Consider the following 20642-nt stretch of genomic DNA (forward strand, 5'->3'; position numbering starts at 1 on the left):
CCCGGCCCACCTGCCCGTCACCCGACCGAGCGGCGGGCCGCCAGGCACCGGCCCACCCACCCGTCACCCGACCGGACGGCCAGCCGCCCGACACCCGCCCACCCAGGCGGCGATCGCTCACGACCATCGCCGCACGCAACATGCGCCCCGCCGACCAGGCGCCCGCCACGACCTGCCCCATCGGAGCGTGGGCGCCTTCCGCCCACTCCGCAGGCCGCCGGAAATCCCAGGACTCCGCCAGCGTGTCCAGACACTCCACCGGCAGCCCGCGCGAGCGGTTCCACCGTTTGCCTGCGGCGCAGCGCGGGACTGCTGAAGACCCCGTCGACATCGGTCCGGATCGCCGCCACCAGGGCACCGGCCTGCCGCTTCCCTAGGTCCGACAGGACATCGTGGTCCCCCATCCACCCCTCCCACTGGACCGATGTGCAGTGGGCACCGGTTCGAGCACGAAACGTCCGTCGAAGACGACCCTTCTCGCTATCTCTCAACCATGGCGAGATGGCGCAACGGATCTTCTCCAGGACGCACCCGGTTCACCAGCTCAGCACCTTCGACCGTCCCGTCTGAACCGGCAGCCGATCACGGAGCATCCCCACCCCCAGCGGCACCAGAGCCACGCAGAGCATCGTGACGACCACCACGTCGCCAGGCGAGGCGCCCTTCAGTACGCCCATCCACACGCCCCCGGCCAGCACCACCATCACGGCGCGGGCGGTGCCGAACAGGCCCGTGCGCCAGGCGGCAATGGCCAGCAGGACGGAGCCCGCGTACTGACCGACCGAGGCCCAGACCGGCACCCGCCACGGCCCGTACGAGATGTCGACATATTCCTTCATCACCGCGCTCCTCGCCTGGTCCAGCCCGAGGGCCTCGGTGAGCTGGAAGGCCGTCTGGTCCGCACCGGCGAAGTACAGGCGGGCGAAGAGCCCCACGACCAGCAGCGTGGCGCCCCAGTACGCGAGCCCGCCGCCCACCATCTGCCCGAGTGCGACGAAGGCGGGGAAGAGCAGCAGCGCGCCCAGGGCGAAGACCGCGTAGGCGAGGGTGAGCAGGGCGGGGTCGGAGACATAGGCGACGAACTCGCCATAGGCCGCGAACGGCTGTTTCTCGGCCCACACCACCTGTTCGGGGGTGAGGGCGGTGGTCGTGCCCAAATAGCGCAGCAGGAATCCAGCACAGAAGACGACCGGCCCGAGGACGAGCGTCACCCCGCCGATCCACCGGCCGGGAAATGAGGTGTTCATGGGGGCGAGCCTCTCCCCTGTGTACGGGGTGAGGCATCTGCCGATGGTCAGCCGGCGTCCCTGACGAAAGTCAGGTGGCGAAGACCTGCGAGTCGTCGGCGAACGCCTTGAACTCCAGGGCGTTGCCCGCCGGGTCGAGCAGGAACATCGTCCACTGCTCGCCGGTCTCGCCCTCGAAGCGTACGTACGGCTCGATGACGAACGCGGTGCCCGCGCCACGCAGGCGGTCGGCGAGCCGGTGGAACTCGGGCACGGTCAGGATGAGGCCGAAGTGCGGCACCGGGACGTCGTGGCCGTCGACCGGGTTGTGGACGCGCTCGGCGCGGGCCGGCGCGAGGTGGGTGACGAACTGGTGGCCGTGCAGGTTCCAGTCGACCCAGGTGTCGGCGCTGCGGCCTTGTTCCAGGCCCAGCACCTCACCGTAGAAGCGCCGGGCGGCGGCCAGGTCGTCGACGGGCATGGCCAGGTGGAATCGCGGGACTGAAGGCATGACGCGAACGTCCTTCCTAGGAGGCCTATGTCGGAATGTTGACATTAGGACATCAACTCTCGGATGTTAACATTCAGACACCAAGGAGGTGAAGGCCGAAATGAGTGACCACGTGGCTCCCGCGCGCCGCAGAGGGCTGGCCGAGGAGGTCGCGGACCGTATCCGGGAGGCCATCTTCAGCGGGGCCTACGCGCTCGGCGCGCCCCTGCGGGAGGTGGAGCTGTCGGGCACGCTGGACGTCAGCCGCGGCCCCGTACGGGAGGCGCTCCGCCTGCTGGAACGCGAAGGTCTGGTGCGCTGCGAATGGCATCGGGGCACCACCGTGACCACGCTCTCGCCCGAGGACGTCACCGAGCTCGACAGCCTGCGCGGCGCGCTGGAGGACCTCGCCGTCCGGCAGGTCGTCGCCCACGCCTCCGGCGAGGACCTCGCCTTCATCGAGAAGACGGCCGGCCTGATGGATCGGGCCGCGGACGAGCACGAGATGGTACGCCTGGACATCGCCTTCCACGACGCCGTCTTCGCCGCCGCCCGGCACCAGCGGCTCGTGGACGCCTGGCAGGCGATCCGCTGCCAGGTTCACCTGTTCCTGCTGACCCGGGTCGGCCGCAGCGCCAAGGACTACCTGGAGTGTGTGCCGAGCGAGCACCATGGACTGGTCACCGCGCTGCGCTCCCGCGACGCCGCAAGAGCCCTCGACCTCTTCGCCGCCCACCGCCGCCTCGCCCTCGACGTCCTCACCGCACCCACCACCCCGGACTGACCTCGACCCAGCACCTGCCGGCTCCCCCGCCCATACCAAATCGCCGCACGCGCCGGACCCCCTCATGCCGGTTCCTCGCCCGTACCGAATCGCCGCACGCGCCGGACCCCCTCATGCCGGTTCCTCGCCCGTAGCCGCTCCCCGCCCGCGCCGGATCCCCGCCCGTACCCGCTCCCCGCCCGTACCGAATCGCCGCCCGTACCGGATGCCCGTACCGGATCGCCGCACGTGAATCGGCCTCACGAACCGGCCTAAGCGCCTCCACCCCTTCTCTCCCTTCTTGGAAGGACCTCCGGCGAAGTGCGGCGGGATGGGCGGGCCAGCCCTGTATTCCGCACGTCACCGTGGCTCCCCTCTCCGCCGGGGTCTTTGAAAGAGGGGGACGTGGAGAGGCCGGTCCGCCTGTGGCGATTCAGCACGTGCGGAAACGTGGCTAACCGGGCTGGCCGGTGGGCATGATGGTGACCTGCTGCAGGTTCACCCGCGGCGGCAGGCTCGCGACGAACCCCACGGTCCGCGCGACGTCCTGCGGCGTGAGCCACTCCATCTCCTTCTTGGACCCCTCCAGCCATGCCAGCGCCCCCTCGTCCGTGACGTGGCTCTGCAGCTCGGTGCCGACGATGCCCGGTTCGATCGCCGAGACCCGTACATTCTTCGCGCCCAGCTCGGCCCGCAGGTGCCGGGACAGATGGGTGACGTACGCCTTCGTCGCCGAGTAGACGGCGAAGTCGGGGAAGATGTTCTGGGCCGCGATCGACGAGGTGTTGATCAGGTCGGCCACCCCGCGCTCACCGGCGGACGCGACCAGTTGCGGGATGAACGCGCCGATGACGTTCATCAGCCCGGTGATGTTGAGGTCGATCTGGCGCTGCCACTGATCGGTGGCCAGCTCCTCGACCGGGGCGGGCAGCATCACGCCCGCGTTGTTGAACAGCAGGTCGGCGCCGCCCGGCCCGGCCGCCACCCGGTCCGCGGCGGCCCGCACCGCCGCCGGGTCGGTCACGTCGACCGCCAGGGCCAGCGCCTGGCCGCCGTTCCTCTCGATCCTGGAGACCAGGTCGTCCAGCCGCCCGGCGCGCCGCGCCAGGACGACGACCTGCGCGCCCAGCTCGGCCAGATGCTCGGCCGCCGCCTCGCCGATGCCGCTGGAGGCGCCGGTGACGACGGCGACGCGGCCGGTGAGGGGACGGGCGGAGATTCGCGTGGTCATGGTCGAACACCTTCCTGACTGGTACGGGATCGCGGCCGGTCGCCGCGTTTCCCGTTCACCAGCACACCAGCCGGCCGACCCTCGCCGGGGCGCCCGGCCATGCCCTGGCGAGGCAGGTACCGGCAGGGCCACCCGCGGCGGACGGCGCACTCCGCGGTTCGTCCACACTGGGTGTATGGACCGTAGCCGCGAGCTAGCCGACTTCCTGCGCTCACGCCGCGCCCGGATCACTCCCGGCCAGGCGGGGCTGACCGCCGACGGCCGGGCTCGCCGCGTGCCAGGGCTGCGCCGCGACGAGGTCGCCCGGCTGGCCGGCGTCAGCACCGAGTACTACACCCGTCTCGAACAGGGCCGCGCCGGAAACCCGTCCCCCGAGGTCACCGAGGCGCTCGCGGGCGCACTCCGGCTCGATCCCGCCGAGCGCGAGCACCTCATCGACCTGCTGGCCCGCCCGGCCCGCCGGGCTCCGATCAGCCCGCAGCGGGTCCGGCCCGGCCTCCATCTGATGCTGCAGACGCTCGAACACGTGCCCGCCTTCATCCTGGGCCGCCGCACGGACGTCCTGGCCGCCAACCGCCTGGCCCGTCAGGTCCTGACCGACTTCGACGCCCTGCCGGTGCCGCATCGCAATCTCGCCCGCTACTACCTGCTCGACCCCGAGGCCCGCGAACGCGTCGGCGACTGGGAGCGGATCGCCGCCGAGACCGTCGCCGTCCTCCGCCTGGAGGCCGGCCGCTACCCCCAGGACCGCCGGCTGACCGACCTCATCAGCGAGCTCACCCTGCGCTCACCCGAGTTCAGCTCGTGGTGGAACGACCACCGCGTGCTGCGCCGTACGCACGGCACGAAGCTCTACCACCATCCCCTGGCCGGCGACCTGCACTTCTCCTACGAGTCCTTCCAGCCGCCCGGCGACACCGACCAGAGCCTGTGCGTCTACAACATCGAGCCGGGCTCCGCGACCGCCCAGGCGCTCCAGTTCCTCACCAACTGGACGGCGCCCCAGCCCACCGCCCCACCAGGGGGAGCACCGTAACCCGAAAGATGTAGCCCGATCTCCTCAACGCGCAGGAAGCCTCACGACCTGGCCTTTCACTACAGTCGCTGACGACCGGCCCCCACCTGATCCAGCGAGGTCCCCATGGCTTCTGCCCGCAAGACGCTCCTCACCGGGCTGGCCACGTTCGTGGCCGGAGCCGCGCTGTGGCTCTTCGGCGGCGACATCGAGATCGTGGTGATCACACCGACGAAGCTCGGCGTGGTCCTGATGGTCATCGGCGGGCTGGAGGCCCTGTACGGCCTCTACAAGGTCACCACCCGCGCCGACCGATGAACCTCGTACGGGCACTAATCTTCGAGCATGATTTCCTATCGCCCCACCACACCGGCCGACCTCGACCGCGTCACCGCCTGGACCGTGAACGAGCCCGTCGGCTGGATCCCCGCCGGCCGCTACCTCGAAGAGCTGGCGGAAGGCATGTACCGCCCGGAGTGGACGTGGATCGCCGAAGACGGTGATCGCCTCGTGGGCCGGGCGCTGTGGTGGGGGCCGAAGGGAGGCGCGCACCCGGTGGCGCTCGACTGCCTGGACGTTGATCCGGCCGTGGGCGACCGCACGGCCGTCGCCACCGAGCTGATCAGGGCGGCGCTGGCCGGGTTCACCGAGCCGGTGCAATACCTGCTCAAGGTGGCGGGCGGCTGGCGCGACGACCCGGCCACGGCGGCCGCGGTGGAGTGGCGGCGGGCGGCCGCGCACGCGGCGGGGCTCAGCCGGGAGGTGGAGCGGCTGCAGTTCGCGTGGACGCCCGAGAACGGGGTGCCCGCCGCGACGGGCGCGCTGCGCTTCGCCGAGGCGTCCGACGAGGAGTTCCTCGCGGTGTTCCGGCAGATCGCGCAGGGCAGCCTGGACGCGCAGACGCGCACCGCCGTCGCCGCCAAGGGCGCCGAGGCGGCGGCCCGCGAGGAGATGGACTTCTATCTGAACGCGCCCGGCAAGCGGGAGTGGTGGCGCCTGGCCTACACCCCGGAGGGCGAGGTGGCGGGCCTGGCGATCCCCTCGGCGACCCCGTACAACGTGAATGTCGGTTATCTGGGGGTTGTGCCGGAGTTTCGCGGGCGCGGATACGTGGACGAGGTGCTCGGCGAGATCACCCGCATCCACGCCGCCAACGGCGAACAGCGCATCACCGCCACCACCGACCTGGGCAACGCGCCCATGGCGGCGGCGTTCCAGCGGGCCGGCTACCCGATCACGGAGATCCGGCTGGTCTTCTCCGCCTGAACTGTCACTGCCGTACGCCATGATCGGTGCGCATGACGGAGATCATCAAAGCGCTCGTCGACCCGGACAAGATAGAGCGCCATCTGGGCGGGATCGTGGACATCGAGGACATCTCCGCGGAGTGGCGTGTCCACGAGTTCGGCACCACCAATGAGCTCTGGTCCGGCAGTTGCCCCGACGCCATCGCGCTCCACTCCACCCGCTGCGAGGAGGCTCTCATCAAGTACGAGTTATGGGACGGCGAGCCGCCCTTCGCCTCGGGCTGGGGTGAGAGCCGGGCGGGAAGCGTTCACCTGATCTCCGGCATGGTCCGCGCGACCAGCACGCAGTCCGGATTCAGGACGCGCCACGAGACGTTCGATCTCGGCTGCCGGGATCAGGAGTGGCGGTTCAGAATCCACCGCAAGTTCCTCGGCCATGAGGATTTCCCGACGGACATCGTCGACCTGGTCCTGTTCAAGCTGCAGTTCTGGTCGGCCGAGGCCGGCGATGTCCCTCGGGAGGAACGTTGACGACCGCCCTATCTCCCTTCGAGGCCGCGGTGCACCCGTTCGGGTGGTGGCTGCCCGCCTGGCGTCTGGAGGTGGCCGGCGGCGAGGCTCCCGAGGAGAAGGGGATCAAAGCCGTCGAGCGCTTCGACCTCGACGATCCGGACGAGACGTCCGACAGCCCCCTGCACGCGTCCTGGGGATTGCCGGCCGAGCGCGCGGAGCAGGCGTACACGTTCCTCATCGAAACGCTGGAAGCCGGCGGTGACCTGGACCGGCGGGGCCGGGCGCTGGCCGGATTCCTGGCCGGTCAGCTCACCGTGGACGCCACGGAGCTGCTGCGCGTCCAAGACGGCCCGGCGCTGCACCTGCTGGCCGGCGACGGAGACACCACTTGGCGGCTGTCCCTGACCCCTGCCTCGACCACCCACGATGTCCCGGCCGGACACCGAATCGGCTGCCTCACGGCCCTCCTCAGCGAGTTCCTCCGCATCAACAACACCGATGAGGTCACCTTCGAGGTGACCTTCGGCACCCACGACGTCGACCTGGACGTCGCCGATCCCGGCGCCGCCTTCCGTACGGGCTGGCCCGGGGACGGGCACTGGCTGATCGCGGAGGAGGGCGACGACGAGGACGACGACGTCCTCTGGCCTCTGGACGCGACCTCCCTGCGGGCCGCGCTGACCGAGTCGGAACGAAACCTGGTCAAGACGGCGCGGGCCGGGACCACGCTCTGGGAGTTCGACGACGCGCTCCCCGAGATCCCCGGGGACGAACTGGTCTCCTGGCTGGCCCGTGACCTCTACGCCACGATCGTCACCGAGGTCGCCGGCCCGTCAGGAACCCTGCTCGCCTACGCCAAGCATTTCCCCCTCGAAGGGGTCCTGTGGGGTGAAACGGATTCCTGCCTTCTCCTGGCCGGCCCAGAACGTACGGCCCTCATCTACGTCAGCGGCTGACACCCGACGGGTCAGTCGCCGGCGGGCAGGGCTTTGGCGATCGAGACGGCGGCTGTGGTCACGAACTTCGCGTCCAGGGGCTTCGTGCTGCTGTCCGCCAACGACGTGGCGCCCGTAAAGCGCGACTACCAGGTGACCGGCAGGGCGGCCGCGGCCGCAGCGGCACCTCGACGATCTGCCCGGCGAGCGGCACGTCGGCCCTGGCGACCCGGATCGGGCCGGTGGGCGTGATGCTGAGGTAGCGCGTCAGCTCCTCGACCGCGCTCTCCGCGACACCGGGAGCTCCGCCTGCCCGGGACGGCACAGCAGCAGGAACGTGCCGAGGCTCAGCATGTTCGCGGTCGTCTCGTGCCCGGCGGTCAGCAGCGGCCTGGCCGCGTGCAGCAGGGCGGCTCCAACGAGGACGTCCTGGCCGCCGGGCGGCGCGGGATCGAGATCGTGGTCAAGGGGGCTGCCGCGCCAGGACGACGCGTCAGAGTGACAGCGCGGCCATGAAGGCCATGCTGGCCGCCATTCCGGCCGAGCACAGGTCCTGGCCGATCCCCTTTCCACGGCCGGGCAGAACGCGGACGAGCCGGGCGCAGGTCCACGCCAGCCCGATGACCAGGGCCAGCGCGGCCGGCATACCGCCCGCGTGCGCGTGCCCGCCAGCCGGATCGGGTCCGCCGAACGCCATCAGCACCAAAAGGAGGGCCATGACCACGAAATCCGGAATGTGATGACCGGTCTCCGCGCGGCGGGAGGGGGAACCGCAGAGCCAGCCGGCGGTCACCAGCGCGAGCACCGCGACGGAGAGGAACAAACCGCCCAGATGCCCGGCCGCCATGCCGGCCGCCATGACGACGTGCGGCCACCTCCTGGCGGGCCGCACGGAAGGCAGCAGAGCCGGCGCGAGGGCCAGGACGCAACCGACCGAGATCCCCACCGTATGGAGGAGAGGCATGGTGTGCTCCTTCGGCAGGGCGGCCGGTCAGTGGTGGTGGCCGCGCCGGCCGAGGGTGTCCACGGGGGTCGCGCCGGGGCGGCTCCACTGCGGTACGGGGCGGCTGGCCGGGCCCCAGTCGATGTTCCCATCCGCGTCCGTACGCCAGGCCGCCGGGTGCCCCTCGGGCCGGCCGTCGGGGTTGTCCTCCCACACCTCGCCGCGACCGTACGGCGTCATGTCGAGCAGGCCCAAGGACCCGTTGACCCGCTCATTGCCCCGGCCGGTCGTGGAGTAGGTGAGGAACACGCGGTCGCCGTCGCGCAGGAAGCAGACAAGGTAGCCCATCTCGCCGCCGACCGGCGCGGGCACGTCGCGCACCGAGTACCAGGGCTGGGTGTAGCCCATGAACGCGACGAAGGAGGCCACCTCCTCCCATGGGCCCGTGGTCACGATGGCGAACGAGACACCGCGGGCGTTGAGGTAGACGGCGTCCTTCAGGTGCCAGGCCGTGGTGGTGCAGCCTTCGCACTGCCCCTGGTGCGGCGCGCCGTCGTACCACATGTGCTGGTAGACCACGAGCTCGTCACGGCCCTGGAACAGCTCCAGGAACGGGACCGGCCCGCCGGGTCCGACGACTTCGGCCGTCCCGTCGAACTCCACCATCGGCAGCCGGCGGCGGGCCGCGGCGAGGGCGTCGCCCGCGCGGGTGTGGGCCTTCTCGCGTACCAGCAGTTCGTCACGGGCGGCCTGCCAGGTGGCCAGGTCGACGATGGGCGGGCGGCCGGGCAGCGCGTCCGGTGTGGTCGTCATGGTGTCCTCCGTGGGGTCTGACACTGCGTCCAACTGTTTCGACATGCTGTAGACCCGGCACGGCGGCAATACTCATCGCCAGGATCTATCGAAGGATGGACGACCGCCGGTAGGCCGCTCGGCCAGGCTGAGGCGCCATGAAGATGACGATCCTCGCCGTGCTCGGCACGACGCTGCTCACCACGACACCGGCGGCGGCCGACCGGCTTTCCTGGCAGGACTGCGGAGACGGGCTGCGGTGCGGCAAGATCAGTGTGCCCGCCGACTGGGCCGCCCCCAAAGGGGAGCAGATCACGCTGGGGCTGGCCAAACTGCCCGCCCGGGACCCGGCCACCAGGAAGGGGACACTCGTGCTCAACCTGGGCGGGCCCGCCCAGCAGATCTCCGTGCTGCGCCAGGTGAAGAGCACGTTCGCCGATCTGACCCGATGGTACGACGCGACGTGGTGGTCTCCGACCCGCGCGGGTTCGAGGCGAGCACCCAGGTACGCTGCCCCGAGCCGGCGCGGTGGACCCAGGAGTGGGTGTTCTCCGACCGCGCCGCCTACGCCGAGTACACGCGGCAGAACCGCCGCTTCGGCCTGGGTTGTGCCGAAGCGGCCGGCCCGCTCGCGGGCAACCTGAACTCCTGGCAAGGGGCCCGCGACCTGGAGGCGGTCCGGGTGGCGCTGGGCGAGCGGAAGCTGAACTACTTCGGCAACTCCTACGGCGGCGTCGTCGGCGTGGCCTACGCCGAGTCTTTCCCGTCCAGGGTCGGCCTCATGTACCTGGACAGCCCGATCGATCACACGAACCCGTCCTGGGCCGGCTGGTTGCGGCCCAGAGCGACGACGCTGGAGCGCAATCTGCACCGTTTCGCCGCCTGGTGCGCCGCCGATCGCGCCTGCGGGCTCCACGGCCGCGACGCGCTCAAGGTGTGGGACGAGGTCATGGCCCGCGCCGCCGAACGTCCGATCCCCGCGCCCGGTGCCGGAGCGGGCGTCACGGCGAGCGCGGCGCTGATCGCCTCCCGTGCGACGGTCTCGTTCGAGGGGGGATGGCCGGAATTGGCCGCGTCGCTGGCCGAGGCGCAGGCGGGTGACGCCAGCCGGTTCGCCAGGCCGTTCGCCGGGGCACCCGATCCGGATCTCAGCCGAATCACGACATGTGCCGATTTCCCGTACCCGACTGCTTATCACCAGGTCAAGGTGCTGGAGAAGCAGCTCAAGGGCGTGGCGCCGCGCATCGGCTGGAGAGCGGCGTGGCCCGCGGGGGTTGCGCCGCAGGCGCCCTCAAACAAGACAGACCGAGCGACAGCGAGGACCACTCCGGGCGGGCATACGGGGCCCACCCGGTAATCACCTCACGGGTGGGTGCTTTTAGAGTTTGGCGAAGCAGGGGCCGTCGAAGGTGTACGACTGGGCTGTTGGGCCGGTGAAGAAGTCCTTGACCGTGGTTACGCCCGTCGTCGCCTTGTCGTCTACCTTGTTGATCAGCGTCTGCCTGAAGACCGCCGCGCTTGTGGCGTCCGCGTAATTGCCCGCCTCCGGTGGAAGCATGCCCTCGTAGTCGACCGTCTTCAAGGTCTTTACGGCTGCCAGCAGACCCTTTCTCGTCACGTCTCCGCCGGCCACCATTTTGTCCAGGGCCGCCTTCATCGGGTACGCCCACGCCCATCCCGACGTGTAACCGTCGTTCGGGGTCACGCCGGGCAGCGCCTCGCGCATGGCCTTGTGGCCCGGGGTGTCGGCGTCCCAGGGCTTGCCGGGGGCCGACTGTTCGTACAGGGCCTTCAGGGCGGGGGCGGCGGGGGACTGCAGCAGGGCCGGGTTCCAGGTGGGGCCGGTGCCGATGAAGCGGCCCTTGTAGCCGGCCGCGGCGGTCTGGCCGACGATCGTGGCGGCGTCCGCGGGGCCCGTGGTGAGGATGACCAGGTCGGGCTTGTTCTTGGTGATCTCGGTGATGGCGCGGCCCTGTTCGGTGGCGCCCGAGGGGGTTTCGACGTTGGTGAACTTCAGGCTGTTGCGCTCGGCGGCGATCTTGGCGCCGGCGGCGGCGTCCGCGCCGTAGTCGCCGGCCAGGTGGACGGCCATGACGGACTTCGGTTTGTACGTCTCCATGGCGTAGTCCACCGAGTTCATGGCCTCGACGCAGTAGTTCGAGCCCGTCTCGACGATGACGTCCTCGAACTCCCACGCCGACGTCCAGGAGGCCGGCGCTGAGACGATGCTGGCGGCCTTGAGGTCGCCGATGATCGCGGCCGTCGTCGGCGAGCCGAGCGTCTGGGCCAGGCCGAGCACGTTGTCCTTGATCTCGTTGTAGACCTGCCGGTGCACCTCGGGGTTGTACTTGTTGTCCTTGACGTACTTGGTGACGTCCACCTCGTATTTGCCCCCGATGCCGCCCGCCTTGTTGACCCGGGCCCAGAACGCCTTCTGGGCGTCGGTGATGGGTACGGCCAGCGCGGCGAAGGGACCGGAGGTGAGGTCGGAGAGCGTACCGAGGTAGATGCAGCCCTTCTTGGCGTCCACCGCGGAGGGGCAGGGCTCGGCGGTGACGCCTGGCGCCTGGGCGCCGGCCTTGCTGCCCTCGTCGTCCCCCCGGAAGACGCCGCAAGCGGACAGAAGGGCCGCTATGGCGAAAAATCCGGCTACATGGCGACTCTTCATTGAGGTTCCCTTCTTGGTCAGTACGAGAAAGGCCAGGACTTCCAGTAGTTGCGAACCCGGACCCACAGTCCGAACAGCCCCCGCGGCTCGAAGATGAGGAACAGCACGATCAGCAGCCCGTACAGAACGGTCTCGACCTGGAACACGTTCGGCGTCTGCGTCGTGTCCCCGCTGATGAACGGCACCAGCCCCGGCAACGACCTGGTCACCGGCTGCAGCAACGAGATGAACAGCGCCCCCGCGATCGCCCCCGACACGGTCGCCACCCCGCCGATCAGCACCATCGCGATGAACTGCACCGACAGCAGCAGGCTGAACGACCCCGGCTCGACGTACCCGGAGATCGTGTAGAGCAGCCCGCCCGCGCACCCCGCGTAGAACGACGAGATCCCGAAGGCCAGCACCTTGTACCTGGTCAGCGGCACCCCGATCACCTCGGCGGCGATGTCCCGGTCCCGGATGGCGGCGAAGGCGCGGCCGATGCGCGAGCGGGCCAGGTTGCGCGCGGCCACGGCGAAGACGATGAGCAGCGCCAGCATGAGCGTGTAGAGGAGCTGCTCCTTGGTGCCGAGCGGGCCGTCCTGGTCCAGGCGCACGCCGAAGAGCTGCGGGATCGCCGCCTCCCTGCCCACCCCTGGGCCGCCGGTCAGCTCCTGCCACTCCTTGAAGATGTGCTCGCCGAGAAAGACCAGGCCAAGGGTGACGACGGCCAGGTAGAGCCCGCGCAACCGGCTCGCCAGCGGCGCCACCAGCACCCCGGCCGCGGCGGCGACGAGTCCGGCGGCGGGCAGCCAGATCCACAGCTCGGCGATCCCGAGCCCGAGGTTCTCGCCATCGGCGGGTCCGGACAGCGCGGCGGCCGTGTACGCCCCGATGGCCACGAAGAACGCGTGCCCGAGCGACACCTGCCCGGCGTACCCGGTGACGATGTTGAGCCCGATCGCCCCGATGGCCAGCACGTACGCCCCGGCCAGCACCTCCAGCGACCGGTCCTGCAGCAGCACCGACAGCCCGAACGCCAGCACCACCAGCAGCCCCGTCCACACCCGCTTGGCCCGGGTGTCGAGCAGCGCCATGTCCTGGGCGTAGGAGGTGTAGAGCAGCGGCCGGCCGCGTACGCGGCGAGACCGGCCGGTCGGTATGTCCGGGGCGACACGCATATCGGTCATACCCGCTCGACCTCCCGGGTCCCGAACAGTCCGTACGGCCTGACCAGCAGCACGACCAGCATCACCACGTACGGCGACACGACCGCGAAGTTCTGCCCCAGCCACGGTGCGAACTCCCCCTGGTACGACTGGAACAGCGACTCCACCACCCCCACGATCAGCCCGCCCGCCACGGCCCCGCCGAGCGAGTCGAGCCCGCCCACGATGATCGCCGGCAGCGCCTTGAGCGCGATCACCCAGGTCATCTGCTCGATCCCCTGCCCGGTGCCGACGAACATCCCGGCGATCGCCGCCAGGAACCCGGCCAGCCCCCACGACAGCGCGAACACCGCCCCGACGGAGACCCCCTGCGCCAGCGCGGTCTCCTGGTCGAACGCCGCCGCCCGCATGGCCAGCCCGTAACGGGTGTAGCGGAAGAAGGCGAACAGCAGCGCCACCAGCACGGCGGTGACGAGCAGCATGGCCAGCCAGCGCGACTGCACGACCAGCGGCCCGAGCGACACCTGCGTGAACCCCCACGGGTCCCCGACCTGGCGCACGTCCCGCCCGATGAAGCCGTTGACCACCACCCGGACGACGACGTCGATCCCGAGCGTGATGATCGCCACCACGAACACCGGCCGCCCCACCATGGGCCGGATCGCCACCCGCTCGATCGCCAGCGCCACGCCCGCGATGAGCAACGCAGACAGAAGAACGGCCGCGTAAAACCCGGTGATCCCGGCCAGGTAACTCACCGTGACGGCCCCGGCCAGCATGAGCGCGGGCTGCGCGAAACTGATCACCCGCGTCGCCTTGTAAATGATCACGAACCCCAGGGCGAGCAGCGCGTACACCGAGCCGTTGCCCAGCCCTCTGATGACGGTCTCCAGCAGCCCCTTCACCGGGCGTACATCCCTTCGACCAGGTCCTCGAAGAGCTTGGCGATGGCCGAGCGCTTGACCTTCTGGGTCGCGGTCAGCTCCCCGTCCTCGTGGTCGAGCTCCTTGGGCAGGAACGCGAACCGCTTCACCTGCTCCACATACGCGAACCTGGCGTTGACCCCGGTCACGATCCCCTGCACGAGCTCGCGCGTCTCCGGCTTCTCCGAAAGGTCCCGATAGGTGGTGTACGGCAGGCCGCGCCGCCGCGCCCACTCCCCCACCGTGTCCGGTTCGATCCCGATCAGCGCCACCAGGTACGGCCGCTGGTCCCCGACGACCACGGCCTCCTTGACGTACGGGGACGCCTTGAGCGCGTTCTCGATCTCGCTGGGCGCCACGTTCTTGCCGCCGGCCGTGATGATGATGTCCTTCATCCGGTCGGTGATCCGCAGATGGGTGCCTTCGTCCCACTCGCCCACGTCGCCGGTGTGCAGCCAGCCATCCTCGTCGAGCACGTCGGCGGTGGCGCGCGGGTTGCGCCAGTAGCCGGCGAAGGTCCCCGGGTGCCTGGTCATGATCTCGCCGGTGGCCTCGTCGATCTTCAGCTCGACGCCGGGGTGCGGCTCGCCGACGGTGCCCAGGCGTACCCGGCCTGGGCGGCTGGCGGTGGCGATGGCGGTGTTCTCGCTCATGCCGTACACCTCGTGCATGGCGATGCCGATCCCCATGTAGAACTTGAGCACGTCGGGCGCGATGGGCGCGGCGCCCGAGGCGGCGTAGCGCACCCGCCGCATGCCGAGCCGCTCGCGCAGCGAGCGGTAGCAGAACACCCAGCCCACCGCGTACGCCGTACGCGTCCACGCCGTGTGCCGGCCGCCGGTGCGTACCAGCGTGTCGCCGATCCGGTCGGCCACCCGCAGCCAGAACCGGGTGAGCGCCCGTTTCGACGGCGAGGCCGACTCCAGCCTGATGTTGACCTGCGCGAGGACCTTCTCCCAGATCCGCGGCACCCCGAACAGGATCGTCGGCTGCACCTCCCGCAGGTTGGCCTGGACGGTGTCGATGGACTCGGCGAAGTTCACCTGCACCCCGGCCGCCGAGTTGAACCAGACGGTGAACGCCCGCTCGGCCACGTGACACAGCGGCAGGTACGACAGCGCGAGGTCACGTTCCGACGGCGGCGGGGACGTGAAACCGCCGCCCATAACGAGGGTCTGCACCGCGAACTCGACGTTCCGAACGGTGAGCATCACACCCTTGGGAGGCCCGGTGGTGCCAGAGGTGTAAATAAGGGTCATCACATCACCAGGAGCGGCCTCGGCCATCCGCCGCTCAACGGCCTCCGGATGCGCCGCCCGGTGCTCGGCGCCCAGCGCCAGCAGCTCGGGCCACGACATCAGCACGTCGTCGTCGTAACGGCCGCGAATGCCGCGCGGCTCCAGATAGACGATGCGCCGCAGCTCAGGGCACTCGTCGAGGACGGCCAGCGCCTTGTCCACCTGCTCCTGGTCCTCGGCGATCAAGATCCTGGCGCCGGAGTCGGCCAGCAGGTACGCGACCTCGGCCGGCGGGTTCGTGGGATACAGGCCGACCGTGATGCCGCGGACCGCGACCGTGCCGAGGTCGGCGAACAGCCACTCCGGGCGGTTCTCCGCGTGCACGGCCACCCGGTCGCCGGGCTCGACGCCGAGCGCGAGCAGGGCGTGGGCGACCAGCTCGACCTGCGTCCAGTATGCCGCCCAGGTGACCTCCCGCCAGATGCCGAGATCCTTGTGCCGCATGGCGACGGCCCCGGGCGCGCCGCGGGCCCGGTCGCGCACCCTTGTGACGATGGTCGCGGTGGACACGCTCATGCCGTCCCTCCCAGGTACGCCTCGATCACCGCGGGGTCCTGCTGCACCTCGGCGGGGCTGCCGAGCGCGACCGGGCGGCCGAAGTCGAGCACGAGCACCCGGTCGGCCAGGTCCATGACCAGCGCCATGTCGTGGTCCACGAGCACGACGGGGATGCCCAGTTCGTCGCGGATGTCCAGTACGAACCTGGCCATGTCCTCGGTCTCCTCCAGGTTCATGCCGGCCACGGGCTCGTCCAGCAGCAGCAGCCGGGGCTCCATGGCGAGGGCCCGGCCCAGCTCGACGCGCTTCTGAACCCCGTACGGGAGCAGCCGCACGGGGTGCCGCCGCCACGCCTCCAGTTCGAGGAAGTCGATGATGTCCTCGACCCGGGCGCGGGCGGCCAGTTCCGCGCGCCTGGCGGGCCCGTACCAGATCAGGGCCGGCAGCGCGCCGTAGCGGAAGTGGTGGTGGCGGCCGAGCATGAGGTTGTCCAGGACGGTCAGGTTGTGGAACAGCTCGACGTTCTGGAACGTCCTGGCCAGGCCCATGGCGGCGATCTCGTGCGGCCGCCTGGCCAGCAGGTCGACGTCGAGGAAGGTGACCCGCCCGCGCTGCGGCCGGTAGACGCCGGACAGCACGTTGAAGATCGAGGTCTTGCCGGCGCCGTTCGGCCCGATGATGGCCAGCAGCTCCGCCTGGCGCACCTCGAACGAGACCCCGTCGATGGCTTTGACCCCGGCGAAGCTCAGGTGCACGTCCTCGAACGTCAGGAGAGCCATCGTTTTCTCCGCTTGTAGTGCTTGACCTCGCGGAACGAGCGGACGGCCCCCAGGTAGAACTCCTTGATGTCCTCGTCGGCGAGCAGTTCCCGCGCCGGCTTGTCCATGACGATCTTGCCGGTCTCCATGACGTAGCCGTGCGAGGCGATGGACAGGGCCATCGTGGCGTTCTGCTCGACCAGCAGGACCGTGGTGCCCTGGCGGTTGATCTCGACGATGAGGTCGCGGACCTGGCCGACCAGCGACGGCGCCAGGCCCAGGCTGGGCTCGTCGAGCAGCAGGTATTTCGGGCCCGCCATGAGTGCGCGGCCGACGGCCAGCATCTGCTGCTCGCCGCCCGACAGGTAGCCGGACACGCTCTTGCGCCGCTCGCGCAGCAGCGGGAACAGGCCGTAGACGCGGTCCAGGTGGGAGGTGCCGGCGGTGTGGCCGCCGACCTTCAGGTTCTCCTCGACGGTCAGCTCGGCCAGGATGCGGCGGCCCTCCATCACCTGGCTCACGCCGCGCCGGACGATCTGCGCGGGCCGGAGCCGGTGGATCGGCTCGCCCTCCAGCGTGACGCCGCCCTTGGTGATCTCTCCGTCGTGTACGTCGAGCAGCCCCGACAGGGCGCGCAGCAGGGTGGTCTTGCCCGCGCCGTTCGCGCCGAGCAGCGCCACGATCGAGCCGGGCGGGACCCGGAGGCTCACCCCGCGCAGCACCAGCATGACGTCGTCGTAGACGACCTCGAGGTTGCGAACCTCAAGCACCGGCGGCTCCCCGGGACTGTGTGTGGTTTATGTCACTCCCCCGTTGACCACAATGTCCACGCTAGCCCGGCCACCGACAAGAGGCCCTGCGGAAATTCCGCGGGCACACTGGACCTAGGATTTCTGGTATGGCAATTTGCGAGCATCTTTCCCAGGCCGGCGACCCGCCCGCGAAGACCCCGGACGGCTGCGAGGAGTGCCTGGCCGAGGGCGGCCGCTGGGTGCACCTGCGGCGCTGCCTGGAGTGCGGGCACGTCGGGTGCTGCGACTCCTCGCCGGCCAAGCACGCCACCGCCCACTTCCACGGCACCTCGCACGCGGTGGTCCAGTCGTTCGAACCCGGCGAGAACTGGCGCTGGTGCTTCGTCGACAGCCAGATGGGCTAGCGTTCGAGGATCGCCTCCTCGAAGTCGAGCGAGGCCATCACCTCGCGCAGCACCTCGTCGTCGAGGCGGCGCTCGTCGCGCAGGCGCACGAACACCTGCCGTTCGGCCTGCAGCATGTCGCGGCGCAGCCGGCGGTAGAGGGAGCTGGGGGTCTCGGCGCCGCCGTGGCCGGTGCCGCCGCCCAGCCGCTCCCACGCGGTCAGCGACCGGCGCCAGGACTTCTCCCTGAGCTGGTCGATGACCTGTTTCTGGATCTCGTCGGGCTCGCCGTCCTGCTCGGCCACCAGCCGTTCGAGCTCGGCCAGGCCCGCTTCGAGCGCCGCCTGCTGGGCCGCCGCCTCGGCCAGGCGGTCTTCGTACTGCTCCTGCTCGCTCGACACGCGCAGCCGCTTGATCAGGGCGGGGAACGTGGTGCCCTGGATGAGCAGGGTGCCGATCACGGTCGTGAACGTCAGGAACAGCAGCATCGCCCGGTCCCGCTCGGGCACCGTCGGCGGGATGGCGAACGCGGCCGCCAGCGACACCACGCCGCGCATGCCGGCCCAGCCGAGGATCACCGTCTGCTGCACGGTCGGTTTCTTGTCCGCCCTGCCCAGCAGCTTGATCAGGGACGTGACCGCGAACACCCACACGAACCGGCTGACGATCGTCACCGCCAGCACCGCGGCGGCGTAGCCCGCGACCTGCCAGGGGCTGTAGCCGGTGATGCCCTCGATGACGGGCACGAGTTGCAGCCCGATCAGGGCGAACACGATCGCTTCGAGGAAGAAGTCGGTGACCTTCCACACCGCGTCGGACACCAGCCGGGTGCCGAACCCCTGCAAATGCATGCGGTTGCCCAGGTAGAGGCCGACGATCACGACCGCGATCACACCCGAGGCGTGCACGGACTCCGCCGCCAGGTAGGCGGCGAACGGGATCAGCAGCATCAAGGTGTTCTCGACCAGCGAGTCGCGGGTGCGCCGGAACAGCCACGCGAACGCGAACGCCAGCGCCAGCCCGATCACCACCCCGCCCGCGGCGGCGAACAGGAACTCGCCCAGCCCCTCCCACAGGCTGACCGCCCCGCCCACGAACGCCCCGATGGCCACCCGGTAGAGGGTCAGCGCGGTGGCGTCGTTGAACAGGCTCTCGCCGATGAGGATCGTCAGCGACCGGCGCGGCAGGCCCAGCCTTCGGCCGACCGCGACGGCGGCCACCGCGTCGGGCGGCGCGATGATGGCGCCGAGCGCGAACGCCAGCGCCAGCGGCAGGTCCGGCAGCAGCAGGTGGACGACCAGCCCGACGACCGCCGTGGTGAACACCACCAGCCCGACCGACAGCAGGCCCACGGCCCGCTTGACGTCACGCAGGCGCAGGTAGGAGCTGTCGAGCGCGGCCGAGTAGAGCAGCGGCGGCAGGAACACGAACAGCACGAGCTCCGGCTGCAGCGGCACCGAGGGCACCAGCGGCGAGATCAGCAGCCCGGCCGCCACCAGCAGCAGCGGGGCCGGCCAGCCCTTGCGCCGCGCGACGGCCGCCACCCCGATGGCGCCACCGGCCACCAGCAGCAACTGCAGGCCCATGGTCGGATTCACCGGCGCTCCCTCCGCACCCCGCGCGATCGATCAGTTCGATCGTCCCGCGGTGAGCGTACCCGCCGGGCCGGTGCGGCCGGTCACCACTCCCTGCGGTCACTTCTTTCGTGGTAATCCGGCTGCTCAGGACGCAGGCGCTCGCCCGTGGAGAACATGGGGTCCCCGTTGTAGGGCTGCTGGGGCTGCACCTGGTACGGCTGCTGCTCCTGCTGGCCGAGGGCCATCAGCGGATCGACCGGGTTGGGCGGCGGGGTCTGGTAGGGCCCGTAGTCGTCGACGAGGGGCTGGGCCTGCGGCTGACGCTGATGCGGCATCGAGCGCCGCCGTCCGGCGCCGGGGATGCCGTGCATGGGCGTGCCCAGGCCCGCGCCGGTCTCCGCGGCAGGGGCGGCAGGGGCGGCAGGGGCGGCAGGGACCGGGGGCTGCTCGTACTGGGCCTGGTACTGCGGCTGCGGCTGCTGGTAGGTCTCCGGGCGCCTGCCTCCGTACGGGTCGGAGGGGTAGGGGTCAGGCTGGAACTGCTGGGGAGCCTGCTGCTGCTGGTACGGGTCCGCCGCCTGGGACGGGAAGCCCAGCGGGTCGGTGCTCAGCGGCGCCTGACGGCCCGGCAGCTCGTAGACGGGGCCGTTGTCGACGGTGTACTGGGGCCCGGTGAAGGGGTCGGCCTGCTGGACGTACGGCTGCGGGCCGCTGAGCGGGTCGCCGGTGTACTGGGGGCCGCTGAAGGGGTCGCCCGTGTACTGCGGGGCGGCGTTCTCGACGTACTGAGGGCCCGTGAAGGGGGGCCGCTGCTCCTCGTACGCCGGGGCCACGCCCCTGGGACCCGTGGTCTCGCTGTAGGAGGCCACCAGCTTGTCCTGGTGCGCGGGCGGGGCGCCCCTGGCCACGAGGACGTCGTTGGGCGACAGCGCCGCCGTGGGCCGCTCGTCCGGCTGGTGCTGCGCCGGTTGCGGAGAGTATTGGGCAGGTCGCTGGTACGTTCCGGTGCCCGGGATGACCTCGGTGCCGGGATCGTGCGCGGGCACGGCGGGCTGCTCGCCCGTGGCCTCCGCGAAGCCCTCGTCGAGGGTGTCGAGCAGCCGGCCGACGTCCTCCATCGGCATGCGGAAGCTCGCTGTGCACATCTCGCCGCGCCACAGGCTGAGGACCAGCGTGCCCTCATGCCACGTGACCCGGAGGCACCGCTCCTGACCTCGTGCATCGAAGAAGACTTCGCCGAACGACGGCAACGGGACAACTTCCGACATGGCAGACATACTGCTTTAACCAGCCTTTATTCGTCCACTCAACCCCGGAAAACCCTAGGGAACCGGCATTCTCATCTACACCGGGAACCCCTCTGGTCACACTGCGTGAAGACCAGCTGGAGTCCCGAGCGCCCAGTGTGCCACGCAACCGAAGGCGGCGATTCGGGAACGCCGGGATGCGTCTGGCCGATCACACCGCGTTCGGCACGGCCAC

General features: G+C 70.4%; 22 protein-coding genes. 8 read left to right on the forward strand and 14 right to left on the reverse strand.

The window, feature by feature from the left end; all coding sequences use genetic code 11:
• Nucleotides 1-17: 17 nt before the first annotated feature.
• The 3 genes from C4V41_RS66045 to C4V41_RS08385 form a co-directional block, all read right to left on the reverse strand.
• Nucleotides 18-404 (reverse strand): histidine phosphatase family protein, encoded by a 387-nt coding sequence (locus tag C4V41_RS66045; protein ID WP_146103592.1) that lies wholly within the window; start codon nucleotides 402-404, stop codon nucleotides 18-20.
• A 132-nt stretch (nucleotides 405-536) separates the two neighbouring features.
• Nucleotides 537-1247 carry a hypothetical protein gene (locus C4V41_RS08380; RefSeq protein WP_103955175.1) on the reverse strand — a complete coding sequence of 237 codons (711 nt, stop codon included), beginning with the start codon at nucleotides 1245-1247 and terminating at the stop codon, nucleotides 537-539.
• Between the two features lie 70 nt (nucleotides 1248-1317).
• Nucleotides 1318-1737: a VOC family protein gene (locus tag C4V41_RS08385; protein ID WP_200823837.1), complete on the reverse strand. Its 420-nt coding sequence runs from the start codon at nucleotides 1735-1737 to the stop codon at nucleotides 1318-1320.
• A gap of 100 nt (nucleotides 1738-1837) precedes the next feature.
• On the opposite strand from C4V41_RS08385, the gene C4V41_RS08390 reads away from it, so the two are divergent.
• Nucleotides 1838-2500 (forward strand): GntR family transcriptional regulator, encoded by a 663-nt coding sequence (locus C4V41_RS08390; protein WP_103955177.1) that lies wholly within the window; start codon nucleotides 1838-1840, stop codon nucleotides 2498-2500.
• A 433-nt stretch (nucleotides 2501-2933) separates the two neighbouring features.
• Here C4V41_RS08390 and C4V41_RS08395 read toward each other — a convergent pair whose 3' ends face one another.
• Nucleotides 2934-3710 (reverse strand): SDR family oxidoreductase, encoded by a 777-nt coding sequence (locus C4V41_RS08395; protein WP_103955178.1) that lies wholly within the window; start codon nucleotides 3708-3710, stop codon nucleotides 2934-2936.
• Between the two features lie 175 nt (nucleotides 3711-3885).
• Here C4V41_RS08395 and C4V41_RS08400 point away from each other — a divergent pair, with 175 nt between their 5' ends.
• The 5 genes from C4V41_RS08400 to C4V41_RS08420 all read left to right on the forward strand — a co-directional run bounded on the left by C4V41_RS08400 (nucleotide 3886) and on the right by C4V41_RS08420 (nucleotide 7441).
• Complete coding sequence (locus C4V41_RS08400) at nucleotides 3886-4746, forward strand: helix-turn-helix transcriptional regulator (protein ID WP_103955179.1); 861 nt, start codon at nucleotides 3886-3888, stop codon at nucleotides 4744-4746.
• A 105-nt stretch (nucleotides 4747-4851) separates the two neighbouring features.
• On the forward strand, nucleotides 4852-5043 hold the full coding sequence (locus tag C4V41_RS08405) for a DUF5708 family protein (RefSeq protein ID WP_103955180.1): 192 nt from the start codon (nucleotides 4852-4854) through the stop codon (nucleotides 5041-5043).
• Between the two features lie 27 nt (nucleotides 5044-5070).
• Complete coding sequence (locus C4V41_RS08410) at nucleotides 5071-5991, forward strand: GNAT family N-acetyltransferase (RefSeq protein WP_103955181.1); 921 nt, start codon at nucleotides 5071-5073, stop codon at nucleotides 5989-5991.
• 32 nt (nucleotides 5992-6023) lie between these two features.
• Nucleotides 6024-6503: a hypothetical protein gene (locus tag C4V41_RS08415; protein WP_103955182.1), complete on the forward strand. Its 480-nt coding sequence runs from the start codon at nucleotides 6024-6026 to the stop codon at nucleotides 6501-6503.
• Nucleotides 6500-7441 carry a hypothetical protein gene (locus tag C4V41_RS08420; protein ID WP_103955183.1) on the forward strand — a complete coding sequence of 314 codons (942 nt, stop codon included), beginning with the start codon at nucleotides 6500-6502 and terminating at the stop codon, nucleotides 7439-7441. Before C4V41_RS08415 ends, C4V41_RS08420 begins: the two co-directional genes overlap by 4 nt.
• A 472-nt stretch (nucleotides 7442-7913) precedes the next feature.
• On the opposite strand, the gene C4V41_RS08430 is transcribed toward C4V41_RS08420, so the two are convergent.
• Nucleotides 7914-8384, reverse strand: coding sequence for a hypothetical protein (locus C4V41_RS08430; RefSeq protein ID WP_103955184.1), 471 nt, complete (start codon nucleotides 8382-8384; stop codon nucleotides 7914-7916).
• Nucleotides 8385-8411: 27 nt separating this feature from the next.
• On the reverse strand, nucleotides 8412-9176 hold the full coding sequence (locus C4V41_RS08435) for a DUF899 domain-containing protein (RefSeq protein ID WP_103955185.1): 765 nt from the start codon (nucleotides 9174-9176) through the stop codon (nucleotides 8412-8414).
• A 427-nt stretch (nucleotides 9177-9603) separates the two neighbouring features.
• On the opposite strand from C4V41_RS08435, the gene C4V41_RS08445 reads away from it, so the two are divergent.
• Nucleotides 9604-10512 carry an alpha/beta fold hydrolase gene (locus tag C4V41_RS08445; protein ID WP_103955187.1) on the forward strand — a complete coding sequence of 303 codons (909 nt, stop codon included), beginning with the start codon at nucleotides 9604-9606 and terminating at the stop codon, nucleotides 10510-10512.
• Nucleotides 10513-10533: 21 nt separating this feature from the next.
• Here C4V41_RS08445 and C4V41_RS08450 read toward each other — a convergent pair whose 3' ends face one another.
• Genes C4V41_RS08450 through C4V41_RS08475 form a run of 6 tightly spaced genes read right to left on the reverse strand, consistent with a single transcriptional unit; the run spans nucleotide 10534 to nucleotide 17218 of the window.
• Nucleotides 10534-11823: an ABC transporter substrate-binding protein gene (locus C4V41_RS08450; RefSeq protein ID WP_103955188.1), complete on the reverse strand. Its 1290-nt coding sequence runs from the start codon at nucleotides 11821-11823 to the stop codon at nucleotides 10534-10536.
• Nucleotides 11824-11840: 17 nt separating this feature from the next.
• Complete coding sequence (locus C4V41_RS08455) at nucleotides 11841-12992, reverse strand: branched-chain amino acid ABC transporter permease (protein WP_200823838.1); 1152 nt, start codon at nucleotides 12990-12992, stop codon at nucleotides 11841-11843.
• Entirely contained in the window at nucleotides 12989-13876 is an 888-nt protein-coding gene (locus tag C4V41_RS08460) for a branched-chain amino acid ABC transporter permease (RefSeq protein ID WP_103955190.1), read from the reverse strand. The genes C4V41_RS08455 and C4V41_RS08460 overlap by 4 nt, the downstream gene beginning before the upstream one ends.
• Entirely contained in the window at nucleotides 13873-15708 is a 1836-nt protein-coding gene (locus tag C4V41_RS08465; RefSeq protein ID WP_103955191.1) for an AMP-dependent synthetase/ligase, read from the reverse strand. The genes C4V41_RS08460 and C4V41_RS08465 overlap by 4 nt, the downstream gene beginning before the upstream one ends.
• A complete protein-coding gene (locus C4V41_RS08470; protein WP_103955192.1) occupies nucleotides 15705-16469 on the reverse strand; it encodes an ABC transporter ATP-binding protein in 765 nt (254 codons plus the stop codon). The genes C4V41_RS08465 and C4V41_RS08470 overlap by 4 nt, the downstream gene beginning before the upstream one ends.
• Nucleotides 16457-17218 (reverse strand): ABC transporter ATP-binding protein, encoded by a 762-nt coding sequence (locus C4V41_RS08475; protein WP_103955193.1) that lies wholly within the window; start codon nucleotides 17216-17218, stop codon nucleotides 16457-16459. Before C4V41_RS08475 ends, C4V41_RS08470 begins: the two co-directional genes overlap by 13 nt.
• Before the next feature lie 128 nt (nucleotides 17219-17346).
• Between C4V41_RS08475 and C4V41_RS08480 the strand changes: the two genes are divergently transcribed.
• Nucleotides 17347-17604, forward strand: a complete 258-nt coding sequence (locus C4V41_RS08480) for a UBP-type zinc finger domain-containing protein (protein ID WP_103955194.1) — start codon at nucleotides 17347-17349, stop codon at nucleotides 17602-17604.
• Here the strand turns inward: C4V41_RS08480 and C4V41_RS08485 are convergent.
• Together C4V41_RS08485 and C4V41_RS08490 are read right to left on the reverse strand one after the other, a co-directional pair.
• Nucleotides 17601-19181 (reverse strand): Na+/H+ antiporter, encoded by a 1581-nt coding sequence (locus tag C4V41_RS08485; RefSeq protein WP_235029978.1) that lies wholly within the window; start codon nucleotides 19179-19181, stop codon nucleotides 17601-17603. The two genes, C4V41_RS08480 and C4V41_RS08485, sit on opposite strands and share 4 nt — an antisense overlap.
• An 80-nt stretch (nucleotides 19182-19261) precedes the next feature.
• Nucleotides 19262-20428, reverse strand: coding sequence for a hypothetical protein (locus C4V41_RS08490; RefSeq protein WP_146103593.1), 1167 nt, complete (start codon nucleotides 20426-20428; stop codon nucleotides 19262-19264).
• Nucleotides 20429-20642 lie beyond the last annotated feature (214 nt).

Origin of the sequence: Nonomuraea solani, assembly GCF_900108335.1 — a bacterium.
GTDB classification, from domain to species: domain Bacteria; phylum Actinomycetota; class Actinomycetes; order Streptosporangiales; family Streptosporangiaceae; genus Nonomuraea; species Nonomuraea solani.